The following is a 26,196-nucleotide window of genomic DNA, read 5'->3' as shown; positions in this document are numbered from 1 at the left end:
GTCAGTCCGGATCGATCATGGCGGCCGACTCCGCGACGGTCAGCCGGGCGTCGTCGGCGACGTTGCGCTTGAGCACACCGAGGGCGATCATGCCGAGCTCGTGGTGGCGCACGGCGGTGCCCACGAACCCGACCTCGCGCCCGTCGAGCGTGATCGGCGTCCCGTGCGCCGGCGGGTGATCGGTGGCGACCCCGTCCAGGTGCAGCAGCACCAGCCGGCGCGGCGGCCGGCCCAGGTTGTGCACCCGGGCGACGGTCTCCTGCCCCCGGTAACAGCCCTTGTCGAGGTGCACGGCGGCGGCGAGGAACCCCGCCTCGGCCGGGATCGTGCGGTGGTCGGTCTCCCAGCCCAGCCGCGGGACGCGATGCGCCACCCGCACCGCCTCGTACGCCCAGAGCCCCGCCCGTGGCACCTCGGCCAGCCGCGCCTCGACCGCCTCCCGCTGCTCACGCCGCACGAGCAGGTCGACGCCGAGCGGCACCCGGCGCGCCCACCCGCCGTCGAACGGCTGGACGTCGTAACGCGCGGTCGGGCCGGACGGCACGGACCCGGTGGCGAACTTCGGGCCGGGCACCTCCGCCACCCGCGGCTCGGCCAGCTCGACGCCCAGCAGACGCGCGGCGGTCGCGGCGGCCTCGGGGCCCACCAGCGAGAGCACGGCGATCTCGGCCGTGGCGTCCCGCGGCTCGACCCGCATGAAGAAGCGCATCATCTCGAGGTATTTCAAGAGGCCCGCACCGGCCCCCGGCTCGGTGTCGAGCCAGGTCGTCGTGCCGTCCTCGGTCACCTGGGCGTGCTGCTCGACGTGCCCGTTCGGCGAGAGGACGAGCAGCTCGGTGCCCTGCCCGGCGCCCAGGTCGCTCAGATGCTGGGTGGTGATGGTGTGCAGCCAGCTGGCCCGCTCCTCGCCGGGCACGGCCACGACGTCGCGGTGGGAGCGGTCGACCAGCCCGACGGCGGTCTCCAGCAGCCGCTGCTCGCGCATCGGGTCGCCGAAGTGGGCCGGCACCCCGGCGTCGGCGGACTCGGGCTCGAGCTCTTGGACCAGCACGGTCGTCATGCCTGCTCCTTGCAGTCGCCGCAGACCCCGAAGAGGGACACGTGGCCGACGTCGACGCGGAAGTCGCACTCCCGCTGCAGCCGCTCGGTGACCGGCAACATGATCGACGGATCGACTTCCTTGATAGCGCCACAATTGCGGCAGACCAAGTGGACGTGCTGATCCTCACCCGCGGGGTGATAGGTCGGCGAGCCGTGCGACAGATGGGTGTGGTTGACCAGACCCAGCTCCTCGAGCAGCTCGAGGGTGCGATAGACGGTGGTGATGTTCACACCGGCGGCGCGCTCGCGCACGGCGTGATGGATCGACTCCGGCGTCGCATGGCCCAGCTCGTGGACCGCCTCCAGGATCAGCTGGCGCTGCGGGGTGAGGCGCAGACCGCGTTCCCGGAGCATCTCGGCGAGAGAGGTGGCGGACACACGTCGAGCATAGTTCGCGCGGCGGCCTCGCGACCGCCGCGCCCTTGCTCAACCCCCGATGCGCAACAGGCGCGCGGAGAGGTGCGGCTGGAGGGCCTCACCCTTGGCCGCCATCTCGTACGCATAGAGCAGCGCACCCTCCACGATCCCGAACAGGCGATGCCCACCCGAGACCGCCAGCCCCGTCGCCGTGTGCCCGACCCCGGCCGTCGCCATCTCGAGCCGCGTGCCCTTGGCCTCGCCCTCGTAGATCTCGATCACGCCCTCCTGCGTGGTGAGCGTGGCCTCCATCTCGTCCGTCGGGCGCCCCTCGGCGTTGAGCACCGGCCGCCAGAACCCGAACTCCCGGTCCGCCATCCCGAGCGGCTTCGACTCGTCGTCGAGCAGCCAGATGCGCGACTCGTAGGCCAGGAAGGGCCGGCCGTCGTGGCTGATCCGGATCTCCTGCGCGAAGTTGTAGTCCTCCGTCGCCGGGAACCCGCCCTGGCCGCGGCCCCGCCACAGCCCGATGAACGGCAGCAGCCCGAGCAGCGCCGGGTGCAGGTCCGGCCCCGACCGCAGATCGTGGGTGTCCTCGTACGGATAGCCCTCGACCGGCGGCGCGTTCAGCCAGGGCGGCGGTCCGAGGGGGTTCTCCGTCTCACTGCTCACCAGCGTCCCCTTGCAATGCGCATAGCCAGATAGCCCAAACCGCCCGCCAGCGCGCCGATGCCGGCGACCAGCAGGCTGACATACCCGATCTCCGTAACCATGACGGGACCATCCTATGCTGACCGGCATGGCCCGCCTTCTCGTCGTCAAGACCACCGCCGGCGCCGACGCCCCGGAGCGCTGCTCCCAGGCGTTCACGGTGGCGAGCACCGCGGCGGCGGCCGGCGTGCCGGTCTCCTTCTGGCTGACCGGCGAGTCGGCGTGGTTCGCCCTGCCGGGCCGGGCCGCGTCCTTCGAGCTGCCGCACGCCGCGCCCCTGCCGGACCTGCTCGACCTGCTCCTGGCCTCGGGCACGGTGACCCTGTGCACCCAGTGCGCGGCCCGCCGCGACATCGGCCCCGCCGACACCCTCCCGGGCATCCGCATCGCCGGCGCCGCCGTCTTCGTCGAGGAAATCATGGGCGACGGCGCCCAGGCCGTCGTCTACTGAGCGCAGCCCGTCGTCGCACTGACCCGCGCGGCGCCCTCGGCCGCGGTGACAACCATCGACACCGCCCCCACCCGGTACGCCCACTCGCCCGCCGCGGCCCGCACGACAACCGCCCCGCCGGCCACGTCCCGCAGCGCCGCCCCGAGGTCCGCCGGCGCCTTCACCCCGTCCGCCACCACCGTCCGCGCCGCCCCGCTGCCGCCCGGGCACGCGACCTCGATCACCGTCGCCGCCGTCCCCCCGCCCAGCGCCGCCACGGCGTCCCGGAACGCGTCCGGCTCCTGCCCCGCCACCGCCGGCACAGGCGCGGGCGCATAGTCCACCCCACCCGCCAGCGGCCGGCACCCGGTCGACACCCGCACCCGGATCGTCGTGTCCGTGTCCCGGATCGCCGCGTCGACCCCCACAAACTCCCCCGCGTCCCCCCGCAGCGAATAGCGCGTCTGGTCCACGTTGTGCTCCACCGCCGCGTGCAGGTCGCCGGGCAGCTTCGCCGCGATCGACTCCAGCACCTCGGGCGCCTCGTTGTCCTTGACCCGCACAACGACCTCCCGCGCCGCCTCGACCCCGTCGCGCACCGGCGTGAGCGCACAGTCCCGGTCGAAGCTCAACGCCCCGACCTCCATGACCTGCCCCGGCCCGTCCGCCGCGGCGACCACGAACCCCCCGGCCCGCTGCACGATCGGCAGCGCCGCCGCGATGTCCCGCTGCTCCGCCACGGTCGGCGGATCGTTCCGCACCGACCACACCGCCGCCCCCGCCAGCACCAGCGCCCAGGCCGCCACGATCCCGGCCACCCACCACCGCCGCTTCGGCCGCCCCGGCGCAGGCGGCGGCCCGGAAGCGAACTGCGGCGGACTGGTCACGCCGCCATGCTCGCACGCCGCCGCCCGCCCCAAGGTCACAGGTCCAGCGCCGCCCGCAGCGCGATGTCGAGGCTTTCGCCGCTCGCCGCCTCGAGCTCACCTCGCGGCGCCTTGAGGTATCCCTTGGCGATCTCGCCCACGCGAGGCGTCAGAGCGACACCGACAGGGCGACCGGCGTTGTCGGCCAGGTGCGGCTGAACGAGAGACGCACCGATCACTTCCGACAAAGGCACGACGAGCACCGCGTCCCGCTCCAGGGTCAGGGCGTCATGACCGACGATGACCACGGAACGCTCGCGCCCGGCTCGCACCACGCGCCAGATCTCGCCTCGCTTCACGCGGCGTCCTGATCGAAGATGCGGTCGAGCGCATCCTCGCGCCAGCCCGGCAGCTCATCGGGCCAGCGCCGATCCTCCTCGGCGGTCGACCGGGCAGCCTGCGCGACGGCTTGCGTCCACGCGGCTTCGGCGAGCCACTCGGGCAGGGAGACGCCGTCACGACGAGCAGCCTCGCGCGCCGCGACAAGAGCTGCGCCCTCCAGCGGCACCTCGATGTGTTCGGCGGGCATACGCGTCACAGTACCGCCGGCAGGATCCTTTGGTCTAGTCATGCCGCAACGCTACTCACGTCAATAGCGCCGTGTCATCCCGGAAGTCATGATCTGTGGATAACTTTCCCGCCTGTGGACAACGAGCAGGGGCGGCACCCCGGAGGAGTACCGCCCCTGTCGAACAGAGCGTGGGTCAGGCCGCCGCGACCGCCAGCGCCACTTCGTTCACACCGCGCGTGGCGTCGACAGCCAGGTCACCGTTGCCGGCGCGGGAGAGCGCGCGCAGCGTCCACGACCCCGGCGCCGCGAAGAAGCGGAAGACACCCTCCGGCGACGTCACGACCTCGGCGGTGAACTCGCCGGACGAGTCGAGCAGGCGGACGTACGCGCCACCCACCGCCTCGCCCTCGGCGTTGGAGACGATGCCGGTGATGACCGTCTCCTTCTCCAGGTCGACGCTGGCGGGGAGGGGCGCCGACTGGTCGGGAGCGGCGCAGCCGTCCGCGATGTTGGAGGGGGTGGTCATGGCGGTCACGCCTTTCCGGGCTCGTCGCCGAGCGCGATCGGCACGCCGATGAGCGAGCCGTACTCGGTCCACGAACCGTCGTAGTTCTTCACGTTCTCCTGGCCCAGGAGCTCGCGCAGCACGAACCAGGTGTGCGAGGAGCGCTCGCCGATGCGGCAGTAGGCGATGGTGTCCTTGCTGCCGTCGAGGCCGGCGTCGCCGTAGATCTTCTTCAGCTCCTCGTCGGACTTGAAGGTGCCGTCCTCGTTGGCCGCCTTGCTCCACGGCACGCTGATCGCCGTGGGGATGTGGCCACCGCGCTGGGACTGCTCCTGCGGCAGGTGCGCCGGGGCGAGGAGCCGGCCGGCGAACTCGTCGGGGCTGCGCACGTCGACGAGGTTCTTCACGCCGATGGCCTGCACGACCTCGTCGCGGAAGGCGCGGATGGAGAGGTCCGGCGCCGAAGCCTGGTAGGAAGTCTTGGCCCGCGACGGCACGTCCTTGGTGTAGGTACGCGCGTCGAGCTCCCACTTCTTGCGGCCGCCGTCGATCAGCTTGACCTGCTCGTGGCCGTAGAGCTTGAAGTACCAGTACGCGTACGCGGCGAACCAGTTGTTGTTGCCGCCGTAGAGCACCACGACGTCGTCGTTGGAGATGCCCTTCTCGGACAGCAGGGCGGAGAACTGCTCCTGGTTCACGAAGTCCCGGCGCACCGGGTCCTGCAGGTCGGTCTTCCAGTCGAGCTTCACGGCACCGGGGATGTGGCCGCCGTCGTAGGCGGTGGTGTCCTCGTCGACCTCGACGAAGACGACACCCGGGGTGTCGAGGTTCTTCTCGGCCCAGTCGGCAGAGACGAGTGCGGAGTCGCGACTCATCGGATTACTCCCTTGTCAGGTGAGAGATGGGTGAGTCAGCGCGCGAGAGCTGGGGTGGTGAAGAGGACGCACGCGCGCCGACCCGGAAAACGGATCACGGTTTGCGTACGGCGCCACTGCCGGGCGAAAAAGGAAAGCGCGAGTGGCCCCGTCAGAGTGCGGGGCGACACAGGCAGGCGGCCACGCGGCACAGGTCGACCGCGCGCCTCTTGGTGAGCAACAGGCTCATGGTGACCGACCCTACCAGCGGTGTTACAGAGCGGAAAACCTCTATCACCATCCGGGACGGGAGGCAGCCGTCACAGTCCGCCGGAGTTCAGCGGCACGTTGTCCGCCCCCGCCGTCACGACCAGGCCCTCCGGCTTGGGCTCGACCTTCTGGACCTTCAGGTCGAGGGGTAGCGCGGGCACGTCGAGGTCGTACGAGAGGTTCTTCACGTAGTTGTCGACGATGTTCTGCACCAGCGGGATCGCCGGGAGCCCCTCCGCCGTCACGTCGGCGAAGCGCACGCGCACCACCCCGTCGGCCACCTCGAGGTTGGCCGTACCGGTGACCTGGAAGGTCTGCCCGAGCGCCTGGACCGGGGCCGTGCCGACGAGCTTGCCGTCCTGCTCGGAGACCTTGAGGCCCTCCTGGTCGATGAGGGCGGCGAGGTCCGCGTACGCGATGGTGCCCGTGCCCGTCACCGTGCCGGCGGTGATGTCGCCGTTGCCGGTGCGCAGCGTGTTGAGCGGCGCGGCGACGTCCTTGGCCCGGATGTCGAGGGTGGGCATCTTGATCGTCTGGCCGTTGCCGGCGGGCGCGGAGAAGTCCCGCAGCAGGATCTTGATCTCCTGGTACTCCCCGCGGGCGACCTGGGTCAGGAAGGGCACGCCCTCGACCGTGACGTCCGGGCTCTCCGCGGTCGCCTGCTGGTTGGTCAGCTGCTGGCTCACCCGGTCGCCGATGGTGCGCTCCGCGTAGGAGGCGGCCACCCGGTCGGCCACCACCAGCGCGACGACGAGCAGCACGAGCAGGACCAGGAAGCCGACGAGCAGCTTCCGGCCCCGGCGACGCTTGCGCGGCTGCGCCGACCCGTAGACCTCGGCCACCTGAGCACCTCGCAGAGAAGGAGTAACGGAGTCGGCGACGGTATATGCCCAGAGCTAGGAGAGAACGAACACCGCGAGGATGTACGTGGCCGGGACCGCGAGCGCGAACGCCCCGAGCGGCCCCTGCATGTGCCGAGCGACCCAGAAGGTGGGCGCGTCCCCGGCCAGCCCCCGGCCCGCCTCGGAGTAGTTGACGGCCAGGTCGACCAGCGCGGCGATGCCCGCCACGACCAGGCCGAGGATCGCGCCCTTGCCCGGGGTGAAGGGCAGAACCAGCACGCTGCCCAGCGCGGCCGCGCCGAAGGTGCCGAGCATGGCGCCCAGCACGATGCCCGTGGCCCCGCGGGGCACCTGCGGGGCGATCCGCGGCTTGGGGAACACGGCGTCGGTCAGGTGGGCCACGAGCAGCGTCACCCCCACCGCGCCGAGGCACATCAGGACGGCCTGGGTGCCGGCCGGGCGACGGGTCAGGACGATGAGCAGGGCCAGACAGACCGGGCCGAGCACGACCAGGAAGGTGCCGCCGAGCGCGTCGCGCAGCCGCAGCCGGTCCTCCGGCCGGATCGCCTGGCCGACGAGGGCTGCGACGAAGCCGCCGCCCAGGACATAGAGGAGCGACATGACGCCCGGCGAGTCGTCGGTCACCGCCGCATAGTCGGCGAGGGCTCCGGCGACGAGGGAAATTCCCGCGACCGTGTACGCCGCGGGCGGCCGGATGGCCATCGTGAAGGCGAGCACATAGAGCAGCTGCACCCCGAAGAGCACGATGGCGTACGGCAGCCGCGCGTCCGGCCCCGACGTCTGCGCACCGAGCACCAGGCCGGCGCCGAGCAGCCCCGCGAACCCGGCGATGGCCACCGACAGTTGCCGGCGCACCGGGACGACCCGGACCTCTTCCTCCTCGAACTCCGCGTCGTCGCCGTCACCGGACGGTTTGCGCTCGTCCTCCCGGTCGCCGGCGTAGAAGTGGCCACGGCCCGGCGCGGACCTGGCGACGTCCCTGGTGGCGTCTTCGTCCCAGGCATCGCTGTCGCGCGGGGTTGAGGGAAACACGCCTGCGATGGTGCCAGACCGGGCAAGTCCCCGCGCAGGCGCCGCCTGGGCACGCTCCCATCGGACGGACGCCGGCGCTCGGGTGAAAGGTTGGTCAAGATTTGACCGTTCGGCCACCTCGTGGGCGTACGCCGCATCACACGACAGTCGCGGACGGGTGAACGGGCTGATGCATCGGTTAAGGTGGTGCCAGCCCACCCGTCGGTGACGCCGGGACGAGACCCAATCCGGTTGCGCTGCAGCGATGCGCGCAGACCGGGTCACCTGAGCGGCCGCTTGTGCCGCGAGGATCGAGGTGAGTGTGGAACTTCTCCTGTTGGTGACGGCCCGCGCCGGCGAGCCTTCCGCCGTGTTGCCCGCGCTGGACCTGCTGCCCCACTCCGTGCGCACCGCCCCGCGCGACGTGCGCACCCTGGTGTCGGGCCCCAGCCCCGACGCCGTGCTGGTGGACGCGCGCTCCGAGCTCTCCGAGGCCCGGGCGACGTGCCGGATGCTGCACGCGACCGGCATCGGCGTCCCGCTGATCGCCGTGGTCACCGAGGCCGGCCTCATCGCGCTCAACGCCGACTGGGGTGTCGACGACGTCATCCTCGCCACCGCGGGCCCGGCCGAGGTCGAGGCCCGGCTGCGCCTGGGTGTCGGCCGCCTGACCAACGCGACCGCCGGCGCCGGCGGCTCGATCCGCGCCGGTGAGCTCAACATCGACCCCGACACCTACGCGGCGAAGCTCAAGGGCCGCCCGCTCGACCTCACCTACAAGGAGTTCGAGCTGCTCAAGTTCCTGGCGCAGCACCCGGGCCGGGTCTTCACCCGCGACCAGCTGCTGCGCGAGGTCTGGGGCTACGACTACTTCGGCGGCACCCGCACGGTCGACGTGCACGTGCGGCGCCTGCGGGCCAAGCTCGGCTCCGAATACGAGTCGATGATCGGCACCGTGCGCCAGGTCGGCTACAAGTTCGTCACCCCGCCCAACGGCCGCCAGCTGCCCGACAACGAGCCCGTCTCGCTGCCCGTCTGAGCATGACCGACGTCCGCGTCACCGAGAAGCTCACCGCCGCCGCGGTGGCCGACGTGCTCGCGTTGGCCACCGCGGCGGACGAGGCGGACGGCGTCAGTCCTCTCTCCGAGGACGGCCTGCTCGGCCTGCGCGGTGACGTCCACCGGCACCTGCTCGCCCGGGCGCCCGGCGGCGAGCTCGCCGGCTATGCCTATCTCAACGGCACCTCGGGCGAGCTGGTCGTCCACCCCAAGCACCGCCTCCGCGGCCACGGCACGGCCCTGCTGGCCGCCGCCGGCCCCGGTGAGCTGCAGTTCTGGGCGCACGGCGACGAGCCCGGCGCCCGCGCCTTCGCGGAGCAGGCCGGTTTCATCCGCGACCGCGTGCTGTGGCAGATGCGCCGCTCGCTCGACGGGCTGCCCGACGTCCCGGTGCCCGACGGCGTGCGGATCCGCTCTTTCGTGCCCGGCCAGGACGACGACGCCTGGCTGGGCGTCAACGCGCGGGCCTTCGCCCACCACCCCGAGCAGGGCCGCTGGACCGGCGACGACCTGCGCCTGCGCCAGGCCGAGCCGTGGTTCGACCCGGCCGGTTTCCTGCTCGCCGTCGACCCGGCCGACGACCGCCTGCTGGGCTTCCACTGGACCAAGGTGCACCCCGCCGAGGGCGGCGAGCCGGCGCTGGGCGAGATCTACGTGCTCGGCGTCGACCCGGGCGGCCACCGCCGGGGCCTGGGCGCCGCGCTCAGCGTGGCCGGCCTGCGCCATCTCGCCGGGCTCGGCCTGGGCGACGCCCTGCTCTACGTGGACGAGTCCAACGCGGCGGCCGTCGCCCTCTACCGGCGGCTCGGCTTCGAGATCTACTCGACCGACATCCAGTACGCCCGGCACTGAGCCCGCACCACCCGGACAGCGAGCGACCCCGGCCCGCCGCCGGGCGACACACCGACCTCAGACTCCGCGCAGCGCGGGCAACGTGGCCGCCGTCAGCGGGTGCGGCTCCTCACCCGGCCGCACCAGGACAACAGTGCACGCAGCCGCGTGGGTCAGCGCCGCGGTGAAGCTCCCGTCCGCGAACTGAGCGGCAGCCCCGCGCGGCGAACGCCCCACGGCGACAACCCGGGCGTCCACGTCCTCGGCGTGCTGCGCCAGCACCCGGCCCGCGGCGGCGTGGTCGCCGACGCTGGTCAAGATCTGCCCGGTGGCCGCGACCCCGTGCGCGGCGAGCCGGTCGAGGTGCCGCTGGACGGCGGCGCGGGCGTGCTCGGCGTCCTCGGGCTCCACGGCCAGCTCCTCGACGACCACGGTCTCGCGGACGTGCACCACCTCGAGCGCACTCCCCTGGGCCCGGGCCAGCTCGGCCGCCGCGTCCACGATCTCGGTGGCCGCGTCGTTGTCCCCGATCGCCACCACGACCGGCCGGGCGCCCGCCGCCACCGTGGGCCCGACCGGGTCGAGGGGCGACGGGGCGGGCTCGGACTCCGCGGCGGTGACCAGCTTGTGCCCCGAGGCCAGGACCGGGATCGCGAGCAGGAAGGCCAGGCCGCCCACGTAGAAGGGGACGCTCAGGTCGAAGGCGTCGGCGAGCTTGCCCGCCGCGAAGGGGGCCAGGCCGCCGCCGATGAACCGCACGAACCCGTACGCCGACGAGGCCACCGACCGCTCGACCGGCGCCACCAGCATGACGGCCTGGGTGGTGAGCGTGTTGTTGATGCCGATGAAGGCGCCGCTGACGATCACGGCGACGATGACCGTGGCGGGCGTGGTGACGCCGGCCGCGATGACGACCATGACGACGGCGAGGGCGGCCATGTTGGCGTACAGGACCGGGGCTGTGCCGAAGCGGGCCTGCAGGCGCGGGGCGACGAAGACGCTGAACAGGGCGACCAGCAGGCCCCAGCCGGTGAAGACCAGGCCGAGCTCGTGGGCGCCGAGCTCCATCGGATAGGGCGCGTAGCCCAGCATCGTGAAGAAGCCCCAGTTGTAGAGCAGCGCCATGATGCCCATGGTCAGCAGCCCGCGGTGGCGCAGGGCCTTGATCGGCTCGGTGACCGACTGCCGCCGGGCCGGCTTGGGCAGCGCGGGCACGAAGGCGATGGTGGCCACCATGGCGATCGCCATCAGCGCGGCGACGCCGAAGAAGGGGCCGCGCCAGCTGATGCTGCCGAGTTCGCCGCCGAGCAGCGGGCCGACCGCGATGCCGAGGCCGAGGGCGGTCTCGTAGAGGATGATCGCGCCCGCGAAGCCGCTGGTGGCGGACGCGACGATGACCGCGAGGCTGGTCGCGATGAAGAGCGCGTTGCCCAGGCCCCAGCCGGCGCGGAAGCCGACGATCTGGCCGACCGTGTCGGAGGTGCCGGCCAGCGCGGCGAAGACGACGATGATCGCGAGACCGACAACCAGGGTCCGCTTGGGGCCGATCCGGCTGGCGACCGCGCCGGCGAGCAGCATCGCGACCGCGGTCACCACGAGGTAGCTGGTGAAGAGCAACGAGACCTGGCTGGGCGAGGCGTGCAGGTCGTCGGCGAGGGCGGGGAGGATCGGGTCGACGAGGCCGATCCCCATGAACGAGATGACGCAGGCGAAGGCCACGGCCCACACCGCGCGGGGTTGCTTGAAGGGGGAGGGAGTGCCGTTCTGCATATCTGTATTATGCAGCCATCTCACAGGAAGCAGCCAGTGGTGAGCACCACGTGAACGTGGATGCGTCGCGGCGGCAAACAGAAGCTGAACAGCCACCCCCCGATGCGCCGTTGTGACACAGTGACGCCAGACACACTCCGTCCGTCACTCCGGTCACGGAACGGTCAACGGGACATCTCAGCGCAGTGAAGGAGCGGTGTTTTGCCCGGATAAATCGGGCAAGGGACGCGCGGTTCACGTAACGGACAACCCCTCCTCAGCCAAAGGCAACGAGGAGGCGCGGACGTGTTCACCGTGCGTTCACCCTGCCCCGGTGAGCCGGTCACCTGACGCTCCTAGCTTTCCCTGTGTGCCGATGAGATTTCGGCCGCCGGGACTACGGAGCCCGGAGATGCGATCCATTGAAGGGGAAACCGTGAAGCTCCAGCGGTTCTACGTTGCTGGTATTGCCATGACCGCCGTCTTCGCGCTCAGCGCCTGCGGCTCTGACAACAACGACTCGCCGTCGGCCGCCGGTGGCTCCGCTGCTGCCGAGAACTGCGCCACCGGCACGCTCAACGCCGCCGGTTCGTCCGCGCAGAAGAACGCCATGGACGAGTGGATCAAGACGTACCAGGGCCAGTGCTCCGGCGCGCAGATCAACTACAACGGCAACGGCTCGGGCGCGGGCATCGAGGCGTTCATCAACGGCACCGCCGACTTCGCCGGCTCGGACTCGGCGCTCAAGGACGACGAGCAGCCGCAGGCCACCGCCAAGTGCCCCGGCGGCGCGGCCGTCAACCTGCCCATGGTCGTCGGCCCGATCGCGGTCGTCTACAACGCCGAGGGCGCGGACAACCTGCAGTTCTCGCCGGCCACGCTGGCCAAGATCTTCTCCGGCAAGATCACCAAGTGGGACGACCCGGCCATCAAGGCGGAGAACGCCGGCGCGACCCTGCCGTCGGCCGCCATCCAGGCCGTCCACCGCTCGGACGAGTCGGGCACGACCGACAACTTCACCAAGTACCTGAGCAAGACCGCCGAGGCCGACTGGACCTACGGCAACGCGAAGGCGTGGAAGGCCCCGGGCGGCACCGCCGCCGCGAAGTCCGACGGTGTCGCCGCGCTGGTGAAGAGCACGCCCGGCACGATCTCCTACGTCGAGCTCTCCTACGCCGAGAACAGCAGCCTGCAGAAGGCCAAGATCAAGAACGGCGCCGGTGAGTTCACCGAGCTGACCGGCGAGTCGGCCGGCAAGACGATCGAGGGCGCCAAGGTCGCCGGCACCGGCAACGACCTCAAGCTGGACATCGACTACAACACCACCACCGCGGGTGCCTACCCGATCGTGCTGGCCACGTACGAGATCGTCTGCGACAAGGGCAGCCCCAAGGCCGCCGCGATCAAGGGCTTCCTGACCTACACCTCGAGCACCGCCGGCCAGGAGGCGCTCGCCGACCTGGGCTACGCCCCGCTGCCCGAGTCGGTCCGCGCCAAGGTCGCGACCGTGGTCGCGAGCATCTCCTGAAGCACCGCCCGTAGGTAGAGACCCCCTCCTAGACGAACGCGAGCGAGCGAATGGGCGACAACCCCTCCCGCTCGGCGAGCACCGAAGCCGGCGGTTCGGGTGTGACAGCACGTCACGCCCGGCCCGCCGGCGACGGCGTATCGCCGATCCCTCCCGACGACCGCCCCGATAACCGGCCGCCGCTCGGTGGCGGGGGTGCGCTCCCCACCAAGTCCCGCTTCTCCATGGAGACCGGGTTCCGCGGGCTCAGCACCGCGGCGGGCGTGATGGTGCTGGTCATCATCGCCGCCATCGCGGTGTTCCTGATCTCGAAGGCCGCGCCGGCGCTCACCGCCAACGACGCGAACTTCCTGACCACCAAGGAATGGTTCCCCAACGACACCCCGCCGGTCTTCGGCATCGCCGCGCTGGCCTTCGGCACGGTCCTGTCGTCGGTGATCGCCCTGCTCATCGCGGTGCCGATCGCCATGGGCATCGCGCTGTTCCTCTCGCACTACGCGCCGAAGCGGCTCGCCACCCCGCTCGGCTTCATCATCGACCTGCTCGCCGCCGTGCCCAGCGTCGTCTTCGGCCTCTGGGGCCGCGACGTCTTCTCGGAGCCGGTGAAGGACTTCTCGGTGTGGCTCAACAAGTACTTCAGCTGGATCCCCCTCTTCGGGGGCGAGGGCCCGTTCGGCCGCTCGATCCTGCTGGGCTCGCTGGTGCTGGCGATCATGGTGCTGCCGATCGTCACCTCGCTCTCGCGGGAGGTCTTCCAGCAGACGCCCGGCATGAACGAGGAGGCCGCCCTGGCCCTGGGCGCCACCAAGTGGGAGATGATCCGCACGGCGGTGCTGCCCTACGGCAAGCCCGGCGTCATCGCCTCGGTCATGCTCGGCCTGGGCCGCGCGCTCGGCGAGACCATCGCCCTGGCGCTGACCCTCGGCACGACGTTCGTGATCTCGTTCAACCTGATCCAGAGCGGCGGCAACTCCATCGCCGCGAACATCGCCAACACCTTCGGCGAGGCCAACGAGACCGGGCGCGGCGCGCTGATCGCCTCGGGTCTGGTGCTGTTCGCCATCACCCTGGTCGTCAACATGGCCGCGCGGGCGATCATCTACCGCCGCCGCGAGTTCCGGGACAGTGCCGCATGAGCCTTCTTGACCGTGAGACTCCCGGCGTCGTCATGACGCCGGACAACATCCGCACCAAGAAGCTGCCGGTCGTCGCCGACCTCGGCATCGCGCTCGGCGCCCTCGTGGTCGCCGCGGCGGTCGTGCTGGGCTTCGGCATCGGCAACTGGGTGCTCGTGATCTTCCTGGGCGCCGTGTTCTACCTGGTCGGGCTCAACTTCGCGGCCGGCGCGGTCGAGGGCAAGCGGGCCGCGCGCAACCGCATGTGGCGCGCGGCCATCTATGCCGCCTGCGTCCTGGCGATCATCCCGCTCGTCTCGGTGGTGTGGACCCTGGTCACCAAGGGCGCCGCGCGTCTCGACGGCGACTTCTTCGGCTCCTCGATGAACAACATCGGCGCCCGCGACCCGAACGGCGGCGCCTACCACGCCATCCTCGGCACGCTGGAGCAGGTCGGCCTGGCCGCCCTGATGGCCGTGCCGCTGGGCGTGCTCGGCGCGATCTACCTGGTCGAGTACGGCAAGGGCCGGTTCGCGCTGACCGTCCGCTTCTTCGTGGACGTCATGACCGGCATCCCGTCGATCGTCGCCGGCCTGTTCGTGCTGTCGTTCTGGGTGCTCATCGTCAGCCCGTGGTTCAACGACGGCACGCCGCAGTTCTCCGGCTTCGCCGCCTCGCTGGCCCTGACCGTGCTGATGCTGCCGACGATCGTGCGCTCCACCGAGGAGATGCTGCGGCTCGTGCCGGGGCCGCTGCGCGAGGGTGCGTACGCCCTGGGTGTGCCGCAGTGGAAGACGATCCTGCGCATCGTGCTGCCGACCGCCCTGCCCGGCATCGTCACCGGCATCATGCTCTCGATCGCCCGCGCCGCCGGTGAGACCGCGCCGGTGCTGCTCGTCGCCGGCGCCACCGCCGCGATCAACGGTGACCCGTTCGCGGGCCCCCAGTCGTCGCTCGCGGTCTTCGTCTACCAGCAGGCCGGCGACGCCTCCCGCTACGCCCCCGACCGCGCCTGGACGGCCGCGCTCACGCTCGTCGCCCTGGTGCTCATCCTGACCATCGCAGCGAAGCTGCTCGCCCGCCGCAACCGGCTGTCCAAGTAAGAGGTGTCCTGAATGGCCAAGCGCATCGAGGCGAGCGGAGTCTCGTCCTACTACGGGGACTTCAAGGCGATCGACGGGGTCTCCATGACCGTCGAGCCGAAGACCATCACCGCCCTCATCGGCCCGTCGGGCTGCGGCAAGTCGACCTTCCTGCGGTCGATCAACCGCATGCACGAGGTGCTGCCCGGCGCGCGCATCGAGGGCAAGCTCACCATCGACGACCAGAACATCTACGACCCGGACGTGGACGTCACCGCCGTCCGCCGGCTCATCGGCATGGTGTTCCAGCGCCCCAACCCGTTCCCCACGATGTCGATCTACGAGAACGTGGTGGCCGGGCTCAAGCTGAATGGCGTCAAGAAGAAGTCGCTGCTCGACGACGCGGCCGAGAAGTCGCTCAAGTCGGCGAACCTCTGGGACGAGGTCAAGGACCGGCTCAACCGGCCGGGCGCGGGCCTGTCCGGCGGTCAGCAGCAGCGCCTCTGCATCGCTCGCACCATCGCGGTCGAGCCGCAGGTCGTGCTCATGGACGAGCCCTGCTCGGCGCTCGACCCGATCTCGACGCTGGCGATCGAGGACCTGATGTTCAAGCTGAAGGACCGCTTCACGATCATCATCGTGACGCACAACATGCAGCAGGCCGCCCGGGTCAGCGACAAGACCGGCTTCTTCTCGATCGACAAGACCGGCGACCCCGGCCGCCTCATCGAGTACGACGACACGCAGAAGATCTTCAGCAACCCGACGCAGAAGAAGACCGAGGACTACATCACCGGCCGCTTCGGCTGAGCCGGCCTAGATGTCCACGACGACGCCACCGTCGCCCAACTGCCGCACGCGCGGCATGACGGGCACGGTGGCGTCGCGCGTCGCGCTTCCCGCCACGAGATCATCCACGCTTGCGTACGCCGCCAGCTGCGCAAGTGTCACCCGCGTAGGCGGCAGCATCGACAAGTCGCCCGGCGCACCGGGATCGATCCACGCCGTGCCGTCCGCCTCCCCCGAGACGTCCCGGGGCGTCTGAGCCTCGGGCAGCAGCGCCACGAAGAACCACGTGTCGAACCGCTTCGGCTCGAACTCCGGCGTGATCCACCGCGCCCACGGCAACAGCAGATCGTCGCGCAGCCGCAGCCCCCGCCGCTCGAGCAGCTCGGTCATGCTCAGCTCGCGCCGGGCCACGGCCGCCCGATCGGCCTCCCACTCGGCGCCACTCACGTCGCCGGCCATCCGGTCCGGCTCGTCCGCCCGGCCCGCGAGCAGCACGCCCGTCTCCTCGAAGAGCTCCCGGATCGCGGCGCCCACCACGGCCCGCGCCTCCTCGTCGGGGACGCCGAGCCGCCTGTCCCAGTCCGGCCTCAGCGTCCCGGGCCGGTCGGTGGGATCGACGCGGCCGCCCGGGAAGGCATGCACACCACCGAACACCATCGTGCCGGCGCGCTTGAGGACGTACACCTGGAGGGTCTGGGGGTTGAGGAGCACGACCGTCGCGGCGGGGCGGGCCGGAGCGGGCGTACCGTCGAACGCGAGAGCTCGCCTGGCCATGGCCGGCGGCAAAGGTAGCGACAGGCTCACGACCCCGATCCTCCCACCACCCGGCCGCGGGGAGATAGCGTGGCGATCATGACCGACAGGACCACCCGCTGGGGCATTCTCGGCACGGGCGGCATCGCCGCGACCTTCGCATCCGACCTTCCGCTCGTCCCGGGCGCCGAGCTGGCCGCGGTGGGCTCCCGCACGGCCGAGGCCGCCGACGCCTTCGCCGCGAAGTTCGGCGTGCCGCGGGCGCACGGATCCTGGGCCGAGCTGGCCGCCGACCCCGACGTCGACGTGATCTACGTGGCCACCCCGCACTCCTCGCACCACGCCGCCGCCATGGTCTGCCTCGAGGGCGGCAAGTCCGTGCTCGTCGAGAAGCCGATGACGCTCGACCTGGCGTCGTCGGCGCAGCTGGTGCAGGAGGCGCGCAACCGCGGGCTGTTCCTGATGGAGGCCATGTGGATGCGCCTCAACCCGGCCATCCGCAAGATCCAGGAGCTGATCGAGGACGGGGAGATCGGCGAGGTCGTCACCGTGCACGCCGACTTCGGGCTGCAGGGGCCGTTCGACGCGTCGCACCGGCTGCGTGACCCCGCGCTGGGGGGCGGGGCGCTGCTCGACCTGGGCGTCTATCCGATCCACTTCGCCGACCTGATCCTCGGCAGCCCGTCCGCCGTGCACAGCTGGGCCCGCTTGACCCCGGAGGGCGTCGACGAGACGACCGGCGTGCTGCTCGGCTACCACTCGGGCGCCGTCGCGGCCCTGACCTGCAGCATCGCCGGCGAGTCCCGCAACGCCGCGTCGATCACCGGCACGCTCGGGCGCATCGACCTGCCGCCGGGCTTCTTCGTGCCCCGGTCGTTCACGCTCAAGCGCAGCACCGGCGAGACCGAGGAGTTCGACCTCGGCTTCGACGGCAGCGGTTACCAGTTCGAGGCGATCGAGGTGCAGCGGTGCCTGGCCGAGGGGCTGCCGGAAAGTCCCCTCGTCCCGCACACCACCACCCTGGAGCTCATGACTCTGCTGGACACGATCCGGGCCGAGATCGGCGTCGCCTACTGACCCCGGCGGCGGCCGCCATCGTCGCGAGCCCGGTCACAAGCAGCGCCATGGTGGACCAGTTGGGGAGGAAGACACCCCACTGCCACAGGGCCGGTCCGTCGAGCGGGGCGGTCAGCGCCCGGTGCACCAAGGCGTCGGAGCTGATCGTGTCACCCGGGGCGGGCAGGCCGGCGAGACGGACGACGATCGACGCGGCCGGGACCAGCAGCAGCGCCGTCCCGGCCGCCGCCGTCACCGTGCCCGTCCGGCGGCGGGCGAGGCGATAGCTCAGCGCTGCCGCGATCAGCCAGCCGCCGAGCATGCCCAGTGCCGCCCCGGCGCCGATCAGCACGGGGTAGGCGACCGGCTGCAGCGCGAACTCCGCCACGGTGAAGAGCGGATCCCTGTCGTAGACGTACACGGCGACGCGGATGCCGTCGCGGTCCGCCTCGAACTCCTGGCCGCCGAGCTCCGTCCCGTTGGGCTGCGAGGCCGAGGCCCGCCAGCCGTCGGCGACGAGCCGCTCCCGCGCCCCGATGGCCGCCTGCTCGGCACTCACCCCCGGGTTGCGGGACCCGAGAAAGTCGTTCCAGAGCCGGCTCCGATGCGGCGGCTGCTCCAGCGTCCCGTCCGGCCCCAGGACGCGGGCGGCGAGACCGTCGGCGTCCTGGATCACCGGAAAGGTGCGCAGGCCCGCCCAGGAGCCGGCCGCAGCGCCGAACGCACCCCCGATGACCAGCGCCAGGACGGCACCCACGAGGGCGAGCGGACGCCGCGGCGGCAGGCGGAAGCGCTCCCGCAGCCCGTCGAGCACCAGCCGCCACCGGTCGCCCCGGCTGGGCCGGCCGTCGGTCATCTCCAGCATGGTGGCGAGCAGCTCGGCGCCGTGCCGCCGGCGGAGCCGGACCGGGTAGGCCCACAGCAGCGAGTTCACGCGGCTTCCCGGACCAGGGGCTCGCGCGCCGACCGGGCGAGGATCGCGGCGATCGCGACGGCGACCAGGCCGAGCAGCCCGTAGAGGTAGGCGTCGGTGAGCTCGTACGGCAGATCCCAGGCCCGCACCAGGTCGAAGGTGGCGCCGAAGGTGATCCCCCGGGTGTGGAGCAGGCCGCCCTGGCCGTTCGGGTCGGTGGCGCCCAGGTAGTACCCCAGCGACAGGGTGAACAGCACCGACGGCACGAGCAGGAGGGTGAGTCCGGTGCCGGCGAGCACCGCGCTGCGCAGGGGCCGCCGGGCCGCCCCGATCCGGTGGCTCAGGGCCATGCCGAGCAGCCAGCCGGCGATCATGCCGAGCAGCGCGCCCGCGATCGTCAGCGGCACATAGCTCGCGGGCCGCGCGGGCCACCCGGCGAGCTGGACGAAGGGCTGCTCGAAGTCGTAGGCGTACACACTGAGCTCGATGTCGCCGTCGCCGGCGCGGAAGTGGGTGTTGCTCAGGACGCCGTCGCTGCCGTCGCCGACCGCCGGGGCCGACACCGTCCAGCCGGCCGCGATCAGCCGCTGCCGGACCTGCTCGGCCGCGGGTCCCGAGGGCGCGCCGGGGCTCAGCGGGAGCTCGGCGTCAAGGTAGTGGCGGCCACCGTGCGCGTCGGCGCCCGGGCCCAGCGCCTGGTCGGCGAGCGCGCGGGCGGACGGCAGCTCGGCGTAGGCCGAAGTGGCGGCCAGGGACCCGGCCACGGCACCGAGCGCGCCCCCGGCGACCAGCGCCAGCGCGGCCACGACGAGGGCGAACGGGCGCCACCTGACCGGCGGCCGGAACCGCTCCCCCAGGCCGTCGAGCACCAGGTGCCAGCGGTCACCGCGGCTGGGCCGCTCGCCGGACATGTCCATCAGAGTGGTGATCAGCTCGGCGCCGTGCCGCTCACGCAGCCGCGCCGGATAGGCCCACAGCAGAGCGTTCACAGGGCACCGCCCGCCAGCCCCGGGCGGCGGCGCAGCTGCACCTCGGCCGCCGTGGCCCGCCGGTGCAGCCGGTCGGCCTGCTCGGTGAGCGCCGTGGCCCCGCTGTCGCTGAGCCGGTAGTAGCGCCGCAGGCGGCCGTCGACCGCCTCCTCCCGCTCGACCTCGATGAGGCCCTGGTCGGCGAGGCGGTCGAGCGCCCCGTAGAGCGTGCCGGGGCGCAGCTTCACCTCGCCCTCGGACAGGTCGGCGACGGACTGGATGATCCCGTAACCGTGCAGCGGCTGGGCCGCGAGCGCGGTCAGGATGAGAAAGGTGGGTTCCTGCACGGCGCCCACAGTACGGGCGCCGTCATATAACGTCAAACGTAGTATCAGCCGAAGAGCGGCCGGACACAGAAGTAGACGACGCAGGAGATGGCAGCGGCCGCGGGGAAGGTCGTGACCCACGCGATGATGATGTTGCCGGCCACGTTCCAGCGGACCGCGCTGAGCCGCTTGGTGGCGCCCACGCCCATGATCGCGGAGGTGATCGTGTGGGTCGTCGAGATGGGCGCGTGCAGGACCAGGGCGTTGAAGTAGAGCACCGAGCTCGCGACCATCTCGGCCGCGAAGCCCTCGGCCGGGCCGAGGTCGATGATCTTGCGGCCCAGGGTCCGGATGATGCGCCAGCCGCCGGCGTACGTGCCCGCCGCCAGCATCGCCGCCGAGGTCCAGAAGACCCACTGCGGGATGTGCGTCGAGCTGGACTGGAAGCCGCCGGTGTAGAGCGCCAGCACGATGATGCCCATGGTCTTCGCGGCGTCCTGCATGCCGTGGCCGACCGACATGAAGGCGGCCGAGACCGTCTGCGCGTGCCGGAAGCCCCGGTTGAGCTTGCCCGGGTTGCCCCGGCGGAAGGCCCACAGCAGCGCGATCATGAAGGCGAAGCCGAGGAGCAGACCCACGACCGGCGAGACCACCATCGGGATCAGCACCTTGTCGACGATGTTGCCCCACTCGATCGTCGCGTCGGCGGCGAAGAAGGTGGCTCCGACGAGGCCGCCGAAGAGGGCGTGGGAGGAGCTGGAGGGCAGGCCGAAGTACCAGGTGAAGAGGTTCCAGACGATGGCGCCGACGACGCCGGCGAAGACGACGCCGAGGCTTTCCACCCCGCCGGGCAGCTTGACCAGGCCGTCGCCGACCGTCTTGGCGACGCCCGCGCCGAAGTGCGCGCCGATGAAGTTGCCGACGGCCGCCATGGCGAGGGCCACCCGCGGCGTCAAGGCCCGGGTGCTGATGCTGGTGGCGATGGCGTTCGCCGCATCATGGAACCCGTTGGTGTAATCGAACGCCATCGCGGCGATGATGACCGCGGTGACGGCGATGAACTCGGGGGACAAGGCCTAGGACTCCTTGACCGTGATGGTCTCGACCGTGTTCGCCACGTGCTCGAACGCGTCGCAGGCGGCCTCCAGCTCGTCGGCCACCTCCTTCATCTTGAGCACGGTCAGCGCGTCGTACTCCCCGGAGAAGAGCCGGACGAGCAGCATCCGGTACGCCCGGTCGCCGTCGTTCTCGAGCCGGTTGATCTCGATCCAGTACTCCTCGAGGTTCTTCATCGAGCGCAGCCGGGGCATCGCGTCCGCGGTGACCTTGGCCTGCTGGTCGAGCACGTTGACCAGCTCGTGCATCTCGCGGGGCAGCGACGGCAGCTCGGTGAGGCCGTAGAGGTAGAGCAAGTTGCCGACCGCCTCGAGGTGGTCCATGACGTCGTCGAGCTGCGAGCCCAGCGAGTAGATGTCCTCGCGGTCGAACGGCGTGATGAAGGTCGAGTTGATCTTCTTGTAGAGGTCGTGCGTGATCTGGTCGCTGTCGTGCTCGACGTCGGTGAGCCGGTCGCTGACCGACTGCACGTCGACCCCGGGCAGAGCCAGCTCGTTGAGCAGCTCGGTGCCGCGCACGAGGTTCTGGGCTGCCCGGGTGAACAGCTCGTAGAAGGCGCCCTCGACGGGGCGGAAGGAGAACTTCACGGCGCGGACCTCGCTGAAGGGTGGGGCGGATTCGAGGGAATGCTAGGAAACGCCTCCCCCGTTGCCGAGCCCGCCTACCCCCGCTCAACACCAGTTCAGCGCGCGTTCACCTGTTGTTAACCGCGAACCGGATGTTTTGTGGATCTTTCCGGCCGTGGGCGGGGCGGTAGCCGGTGCGGGCCACCCGGTCCGGCCGGTCGGCGGCGCAGATGACGGGCCAGCCCGGCCTGGTCGCCGTCGGCGATGACGTCGACCCCGGCCGCCTCCAGCTCGTCCCACAGCGCCCGCCGCGCCGCCCGGGAGGCGTGGGGCAGGCCGGCGACGCGGACCGTACGCCCGTCCTCGTGCGCCGAGCGTACGAGCGCGTGCAGGAGATGCCGCTCCTCGGCCGGGATCGGCTCGCACCCGTCCCAGCCGAAGCGCCGGGACCACTGCTCGCTGATCATGGGGACGAGCCCCGGCGGCGCGGCGTCGTTGCCGATGTCGTCGAAGGTCCCGTCGGCGAAGGCGTACCGCTGGGGCTGGGCCGCGAGCAGGTCCCGGACGTCCACGATGCCGGAGATCGCGACGGTGACCGCGCCCGGCTCGAGGTGGCCGTCGAGGCAGCGGCTCAGCAGCGGGGCGTGGTCGCGCAGCTGCTGGTCCAGCAGGCGGAAGGCGCGGAGCAGCAGCTCCGGGTCCCGGTTCGGCCCGGTGAACTCCACGACCAGGCGGAACGGCACCCGCTGGTCGCGGCAGAGCCGGCCGCCGCGGGCGTGCGCGCGGCCGAAGAGCGGAGCCAGGACCAGACGGCGCAGCGTACGCCCGGGCCGCGGCGCCCCCGGACCGAGATGCAGCTCGCCGTGGGGCCCCGGGCGCACCGGCACGGTCAGCCCGGCCAGCCCCCGGCGCAGCACGTCGGGCAGCGGGTCGACGTCCTCCGGCCCGGCGAGCGCGTGCCCCGCGGGCAGATAGGGCCGGGGCCGGCGGGCGGCGGCGACCCCGACAGTGGCCGCCGCGGTGACCCCGGCCAGCCCGGCGAGGCCGCTCAGCACGGTCGTCACGTCGTCCGCCACCGCCGACCTCCCCGTTTAATCGGGCATAACACCCATACCGGTAACCACTGTGTCACACGTGACTGCGCCGGTCGGGCAATGTCGCGCAGAATTCCCCCATGCCTGTGGCCGTGGACGGGTTCGAGGCCGAGCGACCGCACCTGCAGGCGGTCGCCTATCGGATGCTGGGCAGCCACGCCGAGGCGGAGGACGCGGTGCAGGAGGCCTGGCTGCGTTACGACCGTGCCCGGGCGGCCGGCACCGAGATCCGCGACCTGCGCGGGTGGCTGACCGCCGTCGTCGGCCGCATCGCCCTCGACGTGCTCAAGTCGGCCCGGGTGCGCCGCGAGGCCTATCCCGGGCAGTGGCTCCCCGAGCCCGTCGTCGCCCGGCAGGACGACCCCGCCGAGCAGGTGGCCCGCCGGCAGGAGGTCAGCCTCGCGCTGCTCGTGGTGCTCGAGCGGCTCACCCCGGAGCAGCGGGTGGCGGTGGTGCTGCACGACGCCTTCGGGGTGCCCTTCGAAGAGGTCGCCCAGGTGCTCGGCATCAGCGTGGCCGCCACCCGGCAGCACGCCTCCCGGGGCCGCAAGGCGGTGGCCGACGGCCAGGCCCGGCACACGGCCGATCTCGCCGAGCAGCGCCGGACGCTGGAGGCGTTCCTGACCGCGGCCGCCTCCGGCGACCTCCAGGCCCTCGCGGCCGTGCTCGCCCCCGACGTGGTCTCGATCAGCGACGGCGGCGGCGTCGCCCAGGCGGCGCGCGTCCCGCTGCTCGGCGTGGACCGGGTCGCCAAGTTCTGGTCGGGGATCATCTCGCGGCGGACGGCCGGCGCGCACTCGGTGCTCCTGGAACCGCTGCTGGTCAACGGCTCCGCCGGCATCTTCATGCACGGCACCGACGCAACCGGTCACCACGTGCGCGCGCTGCTGACCGCCACCGTCGCCGACGGCCGCATCACAGCCCTCTACTGCCAGCTCAACCCGGCCAAGCTCGGCTCACTCGCCGACCGCTGAGAGCCATTTCCGGTACGCGGTCGCGAACGGCTCGCTTCCGTCCCCGAGCGCGGCGAGCAGCCGGGTCGCCGCGGCGCGCGCCTCGGCCACCACGTCCTCCGGATAGCCGAAGCTCGCCCGGTGCTCCTCGAACTCGTCCTCGTCCCGAAGCTCGATCAGCCCGGAGTCCCGCCGGCGCGACACGTCGAGGTCGAGGTCGATGATGTGGACCGTGTCACCCTCCCAGCGCGCCGGGGTGGTGATGTCGCAGTAGACCTCGCTCGTCCGCGGCGGCGGGTTGAACATGCCGGTCCACCACGCCCGGTGCGGGATCAGCAGTACGAACGGGATCTGCTCGACCGACGGGCGGCCGTGGTAGACCGAGGCCGTGCCCCTGGTCACACCCACCCAGACGCCCAGGTCGTCCTCGTTCAGGCGACGCGCCGGATAGTCGCGGTGAGCAGCACCGTTGTACTTGGTGTAGACCACCCGGACCATGTCGCTCGGCATGACAAGACCCTAACGGTGCGACGGATCTGTCGGTGGTGACGGGTACGGTCTTGGCGTGACCGCCCCCGCCAAGTCCCGCCGTAAGGGTGCTACCGCCAAGGACCTGCTCTCCGCCGCCGTCGGTGCCGTGCCCGGCGGTGCCACCCGCCCTGGTCAGGAGCAGATGGCCGCCGCGATCGAGCACGCCGTCAAGGAGCGGGAGCACCTGCTGGTCCAGGCCGGCACCGGCACCGGCAAGTCGCTGGCCTATCTGGCGCCGGCCCTGCTCGTCGACGGTCCCGCGGTGATCTCCACGGCCACGCTCGCGCTGCAGCACCAGCTCGTCGAGCGCGACCTGCCCCGGCTGGCCGAGGCGGTGGAGCCGGTGCTCGGCCGCAAGCCGACCTATGCCGTGCTTAAAGGCCGCCACCACTACCTGTGCGTGGCCAAGCTCGAGCACGCCGACGAGGAGACGCCGACCGACACGCTCTTCGACGACTCGCCGCCCCGGGCGACCCAGTGGCTGGGCGAGGCCGGGCGGCTCGGCAAGCAGATCATGCGCATCCGCGACTGGTCGGAGAAGACGCAGACCGGCGACCGCGACGAGCTCGACCCGGGCGTCGACGACACGGCGTGGCGACAGGTCTCCACGCCCGCGCGCGACTGCGTGGGGGCGGCCAAGTGCCCGTACGGGCAGGAGTGTTTCGCCGAGGCCTCCCGCGCCCGCGCCCGCGAGGCCGACATCGTGGTGACCAACCACAGCCTGCTCGCGATCGACATGCTCGCCGGGCGCAACATCGTCCCGCCGCACAAGCTGCTGATCGTCGACGAGGCCCACGAGCTGGCCGACCGGGTCTCCTCGGCGGCGCAGGCCGAGCTGACCCCGGAGCACGTCGAGCGCACGGCCAAACGGGCCCGCACCCTGATCCCCCAGGACGTCGCCGAGTCCCTGGCCGAGGCGGCCGACTCGCTCACCGTGGGCCTGGCCGACCTGCCCGCCGGCCGCCTCACCACCGGCCTGCCCAGCCCGCTGCACCAGGCGCTGCTGCTGCTCGACACGGCCACCCGCGCCGCGCTCACCGCGATCGGCGACATCAAGTCCGACGATCCCGACCCGGTCCGCAAGCAGCAGGCCAAGGCCTCCCTCGACGAGATCTCCGAGACCGCCCAGCGCCTGCTCGAGGAGTCCGACTTCGACGTCGCCTGGATCGAGAAGAGCGACATCGGCAACGGCCGCCGCGCCGTCGTGGTCGCCCCGCTGTCGGTCGCGGGCACGCTCGGCACCCACCTCTACGACGAACGCACGGTCGTCGCCACCTCGGCCACCCTGACGCTGGGCGGCCGCTTCGACACCGTCGCCCGGGCGCTGGGCCTCCCCGCCGCGGCCCCGGCCCCCGCGCCCCGCAGCTCATCGTCCGCCGAAGCCCCGCCCACCTCGGGCGACGGCTGGACCTCGCTCGACGTCGGGTCGCCGTTCGACTATCCGAAGCAGGGCATCCTCTACGTCGCGGCGCACCTCCCCCGGCCCGCCGCCTCGGGGCTGCCGGCACAGGCGGGCGAGGAGCTGGTCCAGCTGGTCGAGGCGCTCGAGGGGCGCACCCTCGGGCTCTTCTCCTCCCGCCGCGCCGCCACCCAGGCCGCCGAGCTGCTGCGCAGCCGCACCGACCTGCCGATCCTGCTCCAGGGCGAGGAGACGCTGCCGATCCTGGTCCGCAAGTTCAAGGAGCAGAAGGAGAGCTGCCTCTTCGGCGTCATGTCCCTCTGGCAGGGCGTCGACGTCCCCGGCGACGCCTGCCAGCTCGTCGTGATCGACCGCCTCCCCTTCCCCCGCCCCGACGAGCCCCTGGCCGCCGCCCGCGCCGCCGCCGTCGACTCCACCGGCGGCTCCGGCTTCGCCTCGGTCAGCGTCCCGATCGCCGCCATCCGGCTCGCACAGGGCGTCGGCCGCCTCATCCGCTCGACCGGCGACAAGGGCGTGGTCGCGGTGCTCGACTCGCGGCTGGAGACCGCCCGGGGCTACGGCGGCTTCCTGCGCAATTCGTTGCCCCCGTTCTGGTACACGACGCGGACGGAGGTGGCGGTGGGCGCCCTGCAGCGCCTGGCCAAGAGCTGACCCGGCCCACCCGCCGGCCGCGTGGCAACCGCCGGGCGGCCGGAACCCCGCGCGCGTCCACGCCCCGCGGCCAGCACCACGGACGCCCACACTCCGCGGCCGGGACCCCGCGCGCCACGCCCGGCGGCCGACACCACGCGCGCCCGTTCTCCGCGGC

General features: G+C 72.0%; 31 protein-coding genes. 10 read left to right on the top strand and 21 right to left on the bottom strand.

Annotated elements, in window-relative coordinates:
- Position 1 precedes the first annotated feature (1 nt).
- The 4 genes from ygfZ to mtfM all read right to left on the bottom strand — a co-directional run bounded on the left by ygfZ (position 2) and on the right by mtfM (position 2,231).
- Positions 2–1,060, bottom strand: coding sequence for a CAF17-like 4Fe-4S cluster assembly/insertion protein YgfZ (ygfZ, locus tag RAN62_RS12905; protein ID WP_305784830.1), 1,059 nt, complete (start codon positions 1,058–1,060; stop codon positions 2–4).
- Positions 1,057–1,455: a Fur family transcriptional regulator gene (locus RAN62_RS12900; RefSeq protein WP_305785275.1), complete on the bottom strand. Its 399-nt coding sequence runs from the start codon at positions 1,453–1,455 to the stop codon at positions 1,057–1,059. Before RAN62_RS12900 ends, ygfZ begins: the two co-directional genes overlap by 4 nt.
- 72 nt (positions 1,456–1,527) lie before the next feature.
- Positions 1,528–2,130, bottom strand: a complete 603-nt coding sequence (locus RAN62_RS12895; RefSeq protein WP_305784829.1) for a heme-binding beta-barrel domain-containing protein — start codon at positions 2,128–2,130, stop codon at positions 1,528–1,530.
- Positions 2,127–2,231, bottom strand: a complete 105-nt coding sequence (gene mtfM, locus RAN62_RS12890) for a small membrane protein MtfM (protein WP_304438988.1) — start codon at positions 2,229–2,231, stop codon at positions 2,127–2,129. Before mtfM ends, RAN62_RS12895 begins: the two co-directional genes overlap by 4 nt.
- A 14-nt stretch (positions 2,232–2,245) precedes the next feature.
- On the opposite strand from mtfM, the gene RAN62_RS12885 reads away from it, so the two are divergent.
- Positions 2,246–2,620: a DsrE family protein gene (locus RAN62_RS12885; RefSeq protein WP_305784828.1), complete on the top strand. Its 375-nt coding sequence runs from the start codon at positions 2,246–2,248 to the stop codon at positions 2,618–2,620.
- Here the strand turns inward: RAN62_RS12885 and RAN62_RS12880 are convergent.
- The 8 genes from RAN62_RS12880 to RAN62_RS12850 all read right to left on the bottom strand — a co-directional run bounded on the left by RAN62_RS12880 (position 2,614) and on the right by RAN62_RS12850 (position 7,560).
- Positions 2,614–3,486 (bottom strand): hypothetical protein, encoded by an 873-nt coding sequence (locus RAN62_RS12880; protein WP_305784827.1) that lies wholly within the window; start codon positions 3,484–3,486, stop codon positions 2,614–2,616. The genes RAN62_RS12885 and RAN62_RS12880 overlap by 7 nt on opposite strands.
- A gap of 35 nt (positions 3,487–3,521) precedes the next feature.
- Complete coding sequence (locus RAN62_RS12875) at positions 3,522–3,773, bottom strand: hypothetical protein (RefSeq protein ID WP_305784826.1); 252 nt, start codon at positions 3,771–3,773, stop codon at positions 3,522–3,524.
- Positions 3,774–3,820: 47 nt separating this feature from the next.
- Positions 3,821–4,054, bottom strand: coding sequence for a hypothetical protein (locus RAN62_RS12870; protein WP_305784825.1), 234 nt, complete (start codon positions 4,052–4,054; stop codon positions 3,821–3,823).
- A gap of 175 nt (positions 4,055–4,229) precedes the next feature.
- Entirely contained in the window at positions 4,230–4,562 is a 333-nt protein-coding gene (locus RAN62_RS12865) for a DUF1416 domain-containing protein (RefSeq protein ID WP_305784824.1), read from the bottom strand.
- 5 nt (positions 4,563–4,567) lie between these two features.
- Positions 4,568–5,416: a sulfurtransferase gene (locus RAN62_RS12860; protein WP_305784823.1), complete on the bottom strand. Its 849-nt coding sequence runs from the start codon at positions 5,414–5,416 to the stop codon at positions 4,568–4,570.
- A gap of 151 nt (positions 5,417–5,567) precedes the next feature.
- Positions 5,568–5,645, bottom strand: a complete 78-nt coding sequence (locus tag RAN62_RS41110; protein WP_369077168.1) for an Ms5788A family Cys-rich leader peptide — start codon at positions 5,643–5,645, stop codon at positions 5,568–5,570.
- A 70-nt stretch (positions 5,646–5,715) separates the two neighbouring features.
- A complete protein-coding gene (locus RAN62_RS12855) occupies positions 5,716–6,507 on the bottom strand; it encodes an LmeA family phospholipid-binding protein (RefSeq protein ID WP_305784822.1) in 792 nt (263 codons plus the stop codon).
- A gap of 54 nt (positions 6,508–6,561) precedes the next feature.
- Positions 6,562–7,560 carry a hypothetical protein gene (locus RAN62_RS12850; protein WP_305784821.1) on the bottom strand — a complete coding sequence of 333 codons (999 nt, stop codon included), beginning with the start codon at positions 7,558–7,560 and terminating at the stop codon, positions 6,562–6,564.
- A 295-nt stretch (positions 7,561–7,855) separates the two neighbouring features.
- On the opposite strand from RAN62_RS12850, the gene RAN62_RS12845 reads away from it, so the two are divergent.
- A complete protein-coding gene (locus tag RAN62_RS12845; protein ID WP_305784820.1) occupies positions 7,856–8,578 on the top strand; it encodes a winged helix-turn-helix transcriptional regulator in 723 nt (240 codons plus the stop codon).
- A 2-nt stretch (positions 8,579–8,580) separates the two neighbouring features.
- Positions 8,581–9,450 (top strand): mycothiol synthase, encoded by an 870-nt coding sequence (gene mshD / locus RAN62_RS12840; RefSeq protein WP_305784819.1) that lies wholly within the window; start codon positions 8,581–8,583, stop codon positions 9,448–9,450.
- A 57-nt stretch (positions 9,451–9,507) separates the two neighbouring features.
- Here the strand turns inward: mshD and RAN62_RS12835 are convergent, their stop codons facing one another.
- Entirely contained in the window at positions 9,508–11,199 is a 1,692-nt protein-coding gene (locus tag RAN62_RS12835) for an MFS transporter (RefSeq protein WP_305784818.1), read from the bottom strand.
- A gap of 415 nt (positions 11,200–11,614) precedes the next feature.
- On the opposite strand from RAN62_RS12835, the gene pstS reads away from it, so the two are divergent.
- From pstS to pstB, 4 genes are read left to right on the top strand one after another with little or no spacing between them, the layout of a single operon-like run.
- Entirely contained in the window at positions 11,615–12,706 is a 1,092-nt protein-coding gene (gene pstS / locus RAN62_RS12830) for a phosphate ABC transporter substrate-binding protein PstS (protein ID WP_305784817.1), read from the top strand.
- Between the two features lie 50 nt (positions 12,707–12,756).
- Entirely contained in the window at positions 12,757–13,842 is a 1,086-nt protein-coding gene (gene pstC, locus RAN62_RS12825) for a phosphate ABC transporter permease subunit PstC (RefSeq protein ID WP_305784816.1), read from the top strand.
- Positions 13,843–13,874: 32 nt separating this feature from the next.
- Entirely contained in the window at positions 13,875–14,924 is a 1,050-nt protein-coding gene (pstA, locus tag RAN62_RS12820; protein WP_438874506.1) for a phosphate ABC transporter permease PstA, read from the top strand.
- A 12-nt stretch (positions 14,925–14,936) separates the two neighbouring features.
- Entirely contained in the window at positions 14,937–15,713 is a 777-nt protein-coding gene (gene pstB, locus RAN62_RS12815; protein WP_305784814.1) for a phosphate ABC transporter ATP-binding protein PstB, read from the top strand.
- A 6-nt stretch (positions 15,714–15,719) separates the two neighbouring features.
- Here pstB and RAN62_RS12810 read toward each other — a convergent pair whose 3' ends face one another.
- Positions 15,720–16,466 (bottom strand): NUDIX hydrolase, encoded by a 747-nt coding sequence (locus tag RAN62_RS12810; RefSeq protein ID WP_305784813.1) that lies wholly within the window; start codon positions 16,464–16,466, stop codon positions 15,720–15,722.
- Positions 16,467–16,544: 78 nt separating this feature from the next.
- On the opposite strand from RAN62_RS12810, the gene RAN62_RS12805 reads away from it, so the two are divergent.
- The gene (locus tag RAN62_RS12805) at positions 16,545–17,522 is read left to right on the top strand and encodes a Gfo/Idh/MocA family protein (protein ID WP_305784812.1); all 978 of its coding nucleotides are present in this window, start codon (positions 16,545–16,547) and stop codon (positions 17,520–17,522) included.
- Here the strand turns inward: RAN62_RS12805 and RAN62_RS12800 are convergent.
- The 6 genes from RAN62_RS12800 to RAN62_RS12775 form a co-directional block, all read right to left on the bottom strand.
- A complete protein-coding gene (locus tag RAN62_RS12800) occupies positions 17,473–18,435 on the bottom strand; it encodes a hypothetical protein (protein ID WP_305784811.1) in 963 nt (320 codons plus the stop codon). The genes RAN62_RS12805 and RAN62_RS12800 overlap by 50 nt on opposite strands.
- Positions 18,432–19,403: a hypothetical protein gene (locus RAN62_RS12795; RefSeq protein WP_305784810.1), complete on the bottom strand. Its 972-nt coding sequence runs from the start codon at positions 19,401–19,403 to the stop codon at positions 18,432–18,434. Before RAN62_RS12795 ends, RAN62_RS12800 begins: the two co-directional genes overlap by 4 nt.
- Positions 19,400–19,729, bottom strand: a complete 330-nt coding sequence (locus RAN62_RS12790; protein WP_305784809.1) for a PadR family transcriptional regulator — start codon at positions 19,727–19,729, stop codon at positions 19,400–19,402. The genes RAN62_RS12795 and RAN62_RS12790 overlap by 4 nt, the downstream gene beginning before the upstream one ends.
- Positions 19,730–19,773: 44 nt before the next feature.
- Complete coding sequence (locus RAN62_RS12785) at positions 19,774–20,781, bottom strand: inorganic phosphate transporter (RefSeq protein ID WP_305784808.1); 1,008 nt, start codon at positions 20,779–20,781, stop codon at positions 19,774–19,776.
- 3 nt (positions 20,782–20,784) lie between these two features.
- Positions 20,785–21,411: a DUF47 domain-containing protein gene (locus tag RAN62_RS12780; protein WP_305784807.1), complete on the bottom strand. Its 627-nt coding sequence runs from the start codon at positions 21,409–21,411 to the stop codon at positions 20,785–20,787.
- A 116-nt stretch (positions 21,412–21,527) separates the two neighbouring features.
- Positions 21,528–22,466 carry a PI-PLC domain-containing protein gene (locus tag RAN62_RS12775; RefSeq protein WP_305784806.1) on the bottom strand — a complete coding sequence of 313 codons (939 nt, stop codon included), beginning with the start codon at positions 22,464–22,466 and terminating at the stop codon, positions 21,528–21,530.
- A gap of 98 nt (positions 22,467–22,564) precedes the next feature.
- Between RAN62_RS12775 and sigJ the strand changes: the two genes are divergently transcribed.
- A complete protein-coding gene (gene sigJ / locus RAN62_RS12770; RefSeq protein ID WP_305784805.1) occupies positions 22,565–23,458 on the top strand; it encodes an RNA polymerase sigma factor SigJ in 894 nt (297 codons plus the stop codon).
- On the opposite strand, the gene RAN62_RS12765 is transcribed toward sigJ, so the two are convergent.
- Positions 23,441–23,947 (bottom strand): DUF402 domain-containing protein, encoded by a 507-nt coding sequence (locus tag RAN62_RS12765; RefSeq protein WP_305784804.1) that lies wholly within the window; start codon positions 23,945–23,947, stop codon positions 23,441–23,443. The two genes, sigJ and RAN62_RS12765, sit on opposite strands and share 18 nt — an antisense overlap.
- 55 nt (positions 23,948–24,002) lie before the next feature.
- Between RAN62_RS12765 and RAN62_RS12760 the strand changes: the two genes are divergently transcribed.
- Positions 24,003–26,039, top strand: a complete 2,037-nt coding sequence (locus RAN62_RS12760) for an ATP-dependent DNA helicase (RefSeq protein ID WP_498371877.1) — start codon at positions 24,003–24,005, stop codon at positions 26,037–26,039.
- Positions 26,040–26,196 lie beyond the last annotated feature (157 nt).

This window comes from Symbioplanes lichenis (assembly GCF_030709675.1).
In the GTDB taxonomy this organism is placed as follows: Bacteria; Actinomycetota; Actinomycetes; order Mycobacteriales; family Micromonosporaceae; genus Actinoplanes; species Actinoplanes lichenis.
The sequence above is the reverse complement of the archived record's forward strand: the minus strand, read 5'-3'. Positions and strand labels throughout refer to the sequence as shown.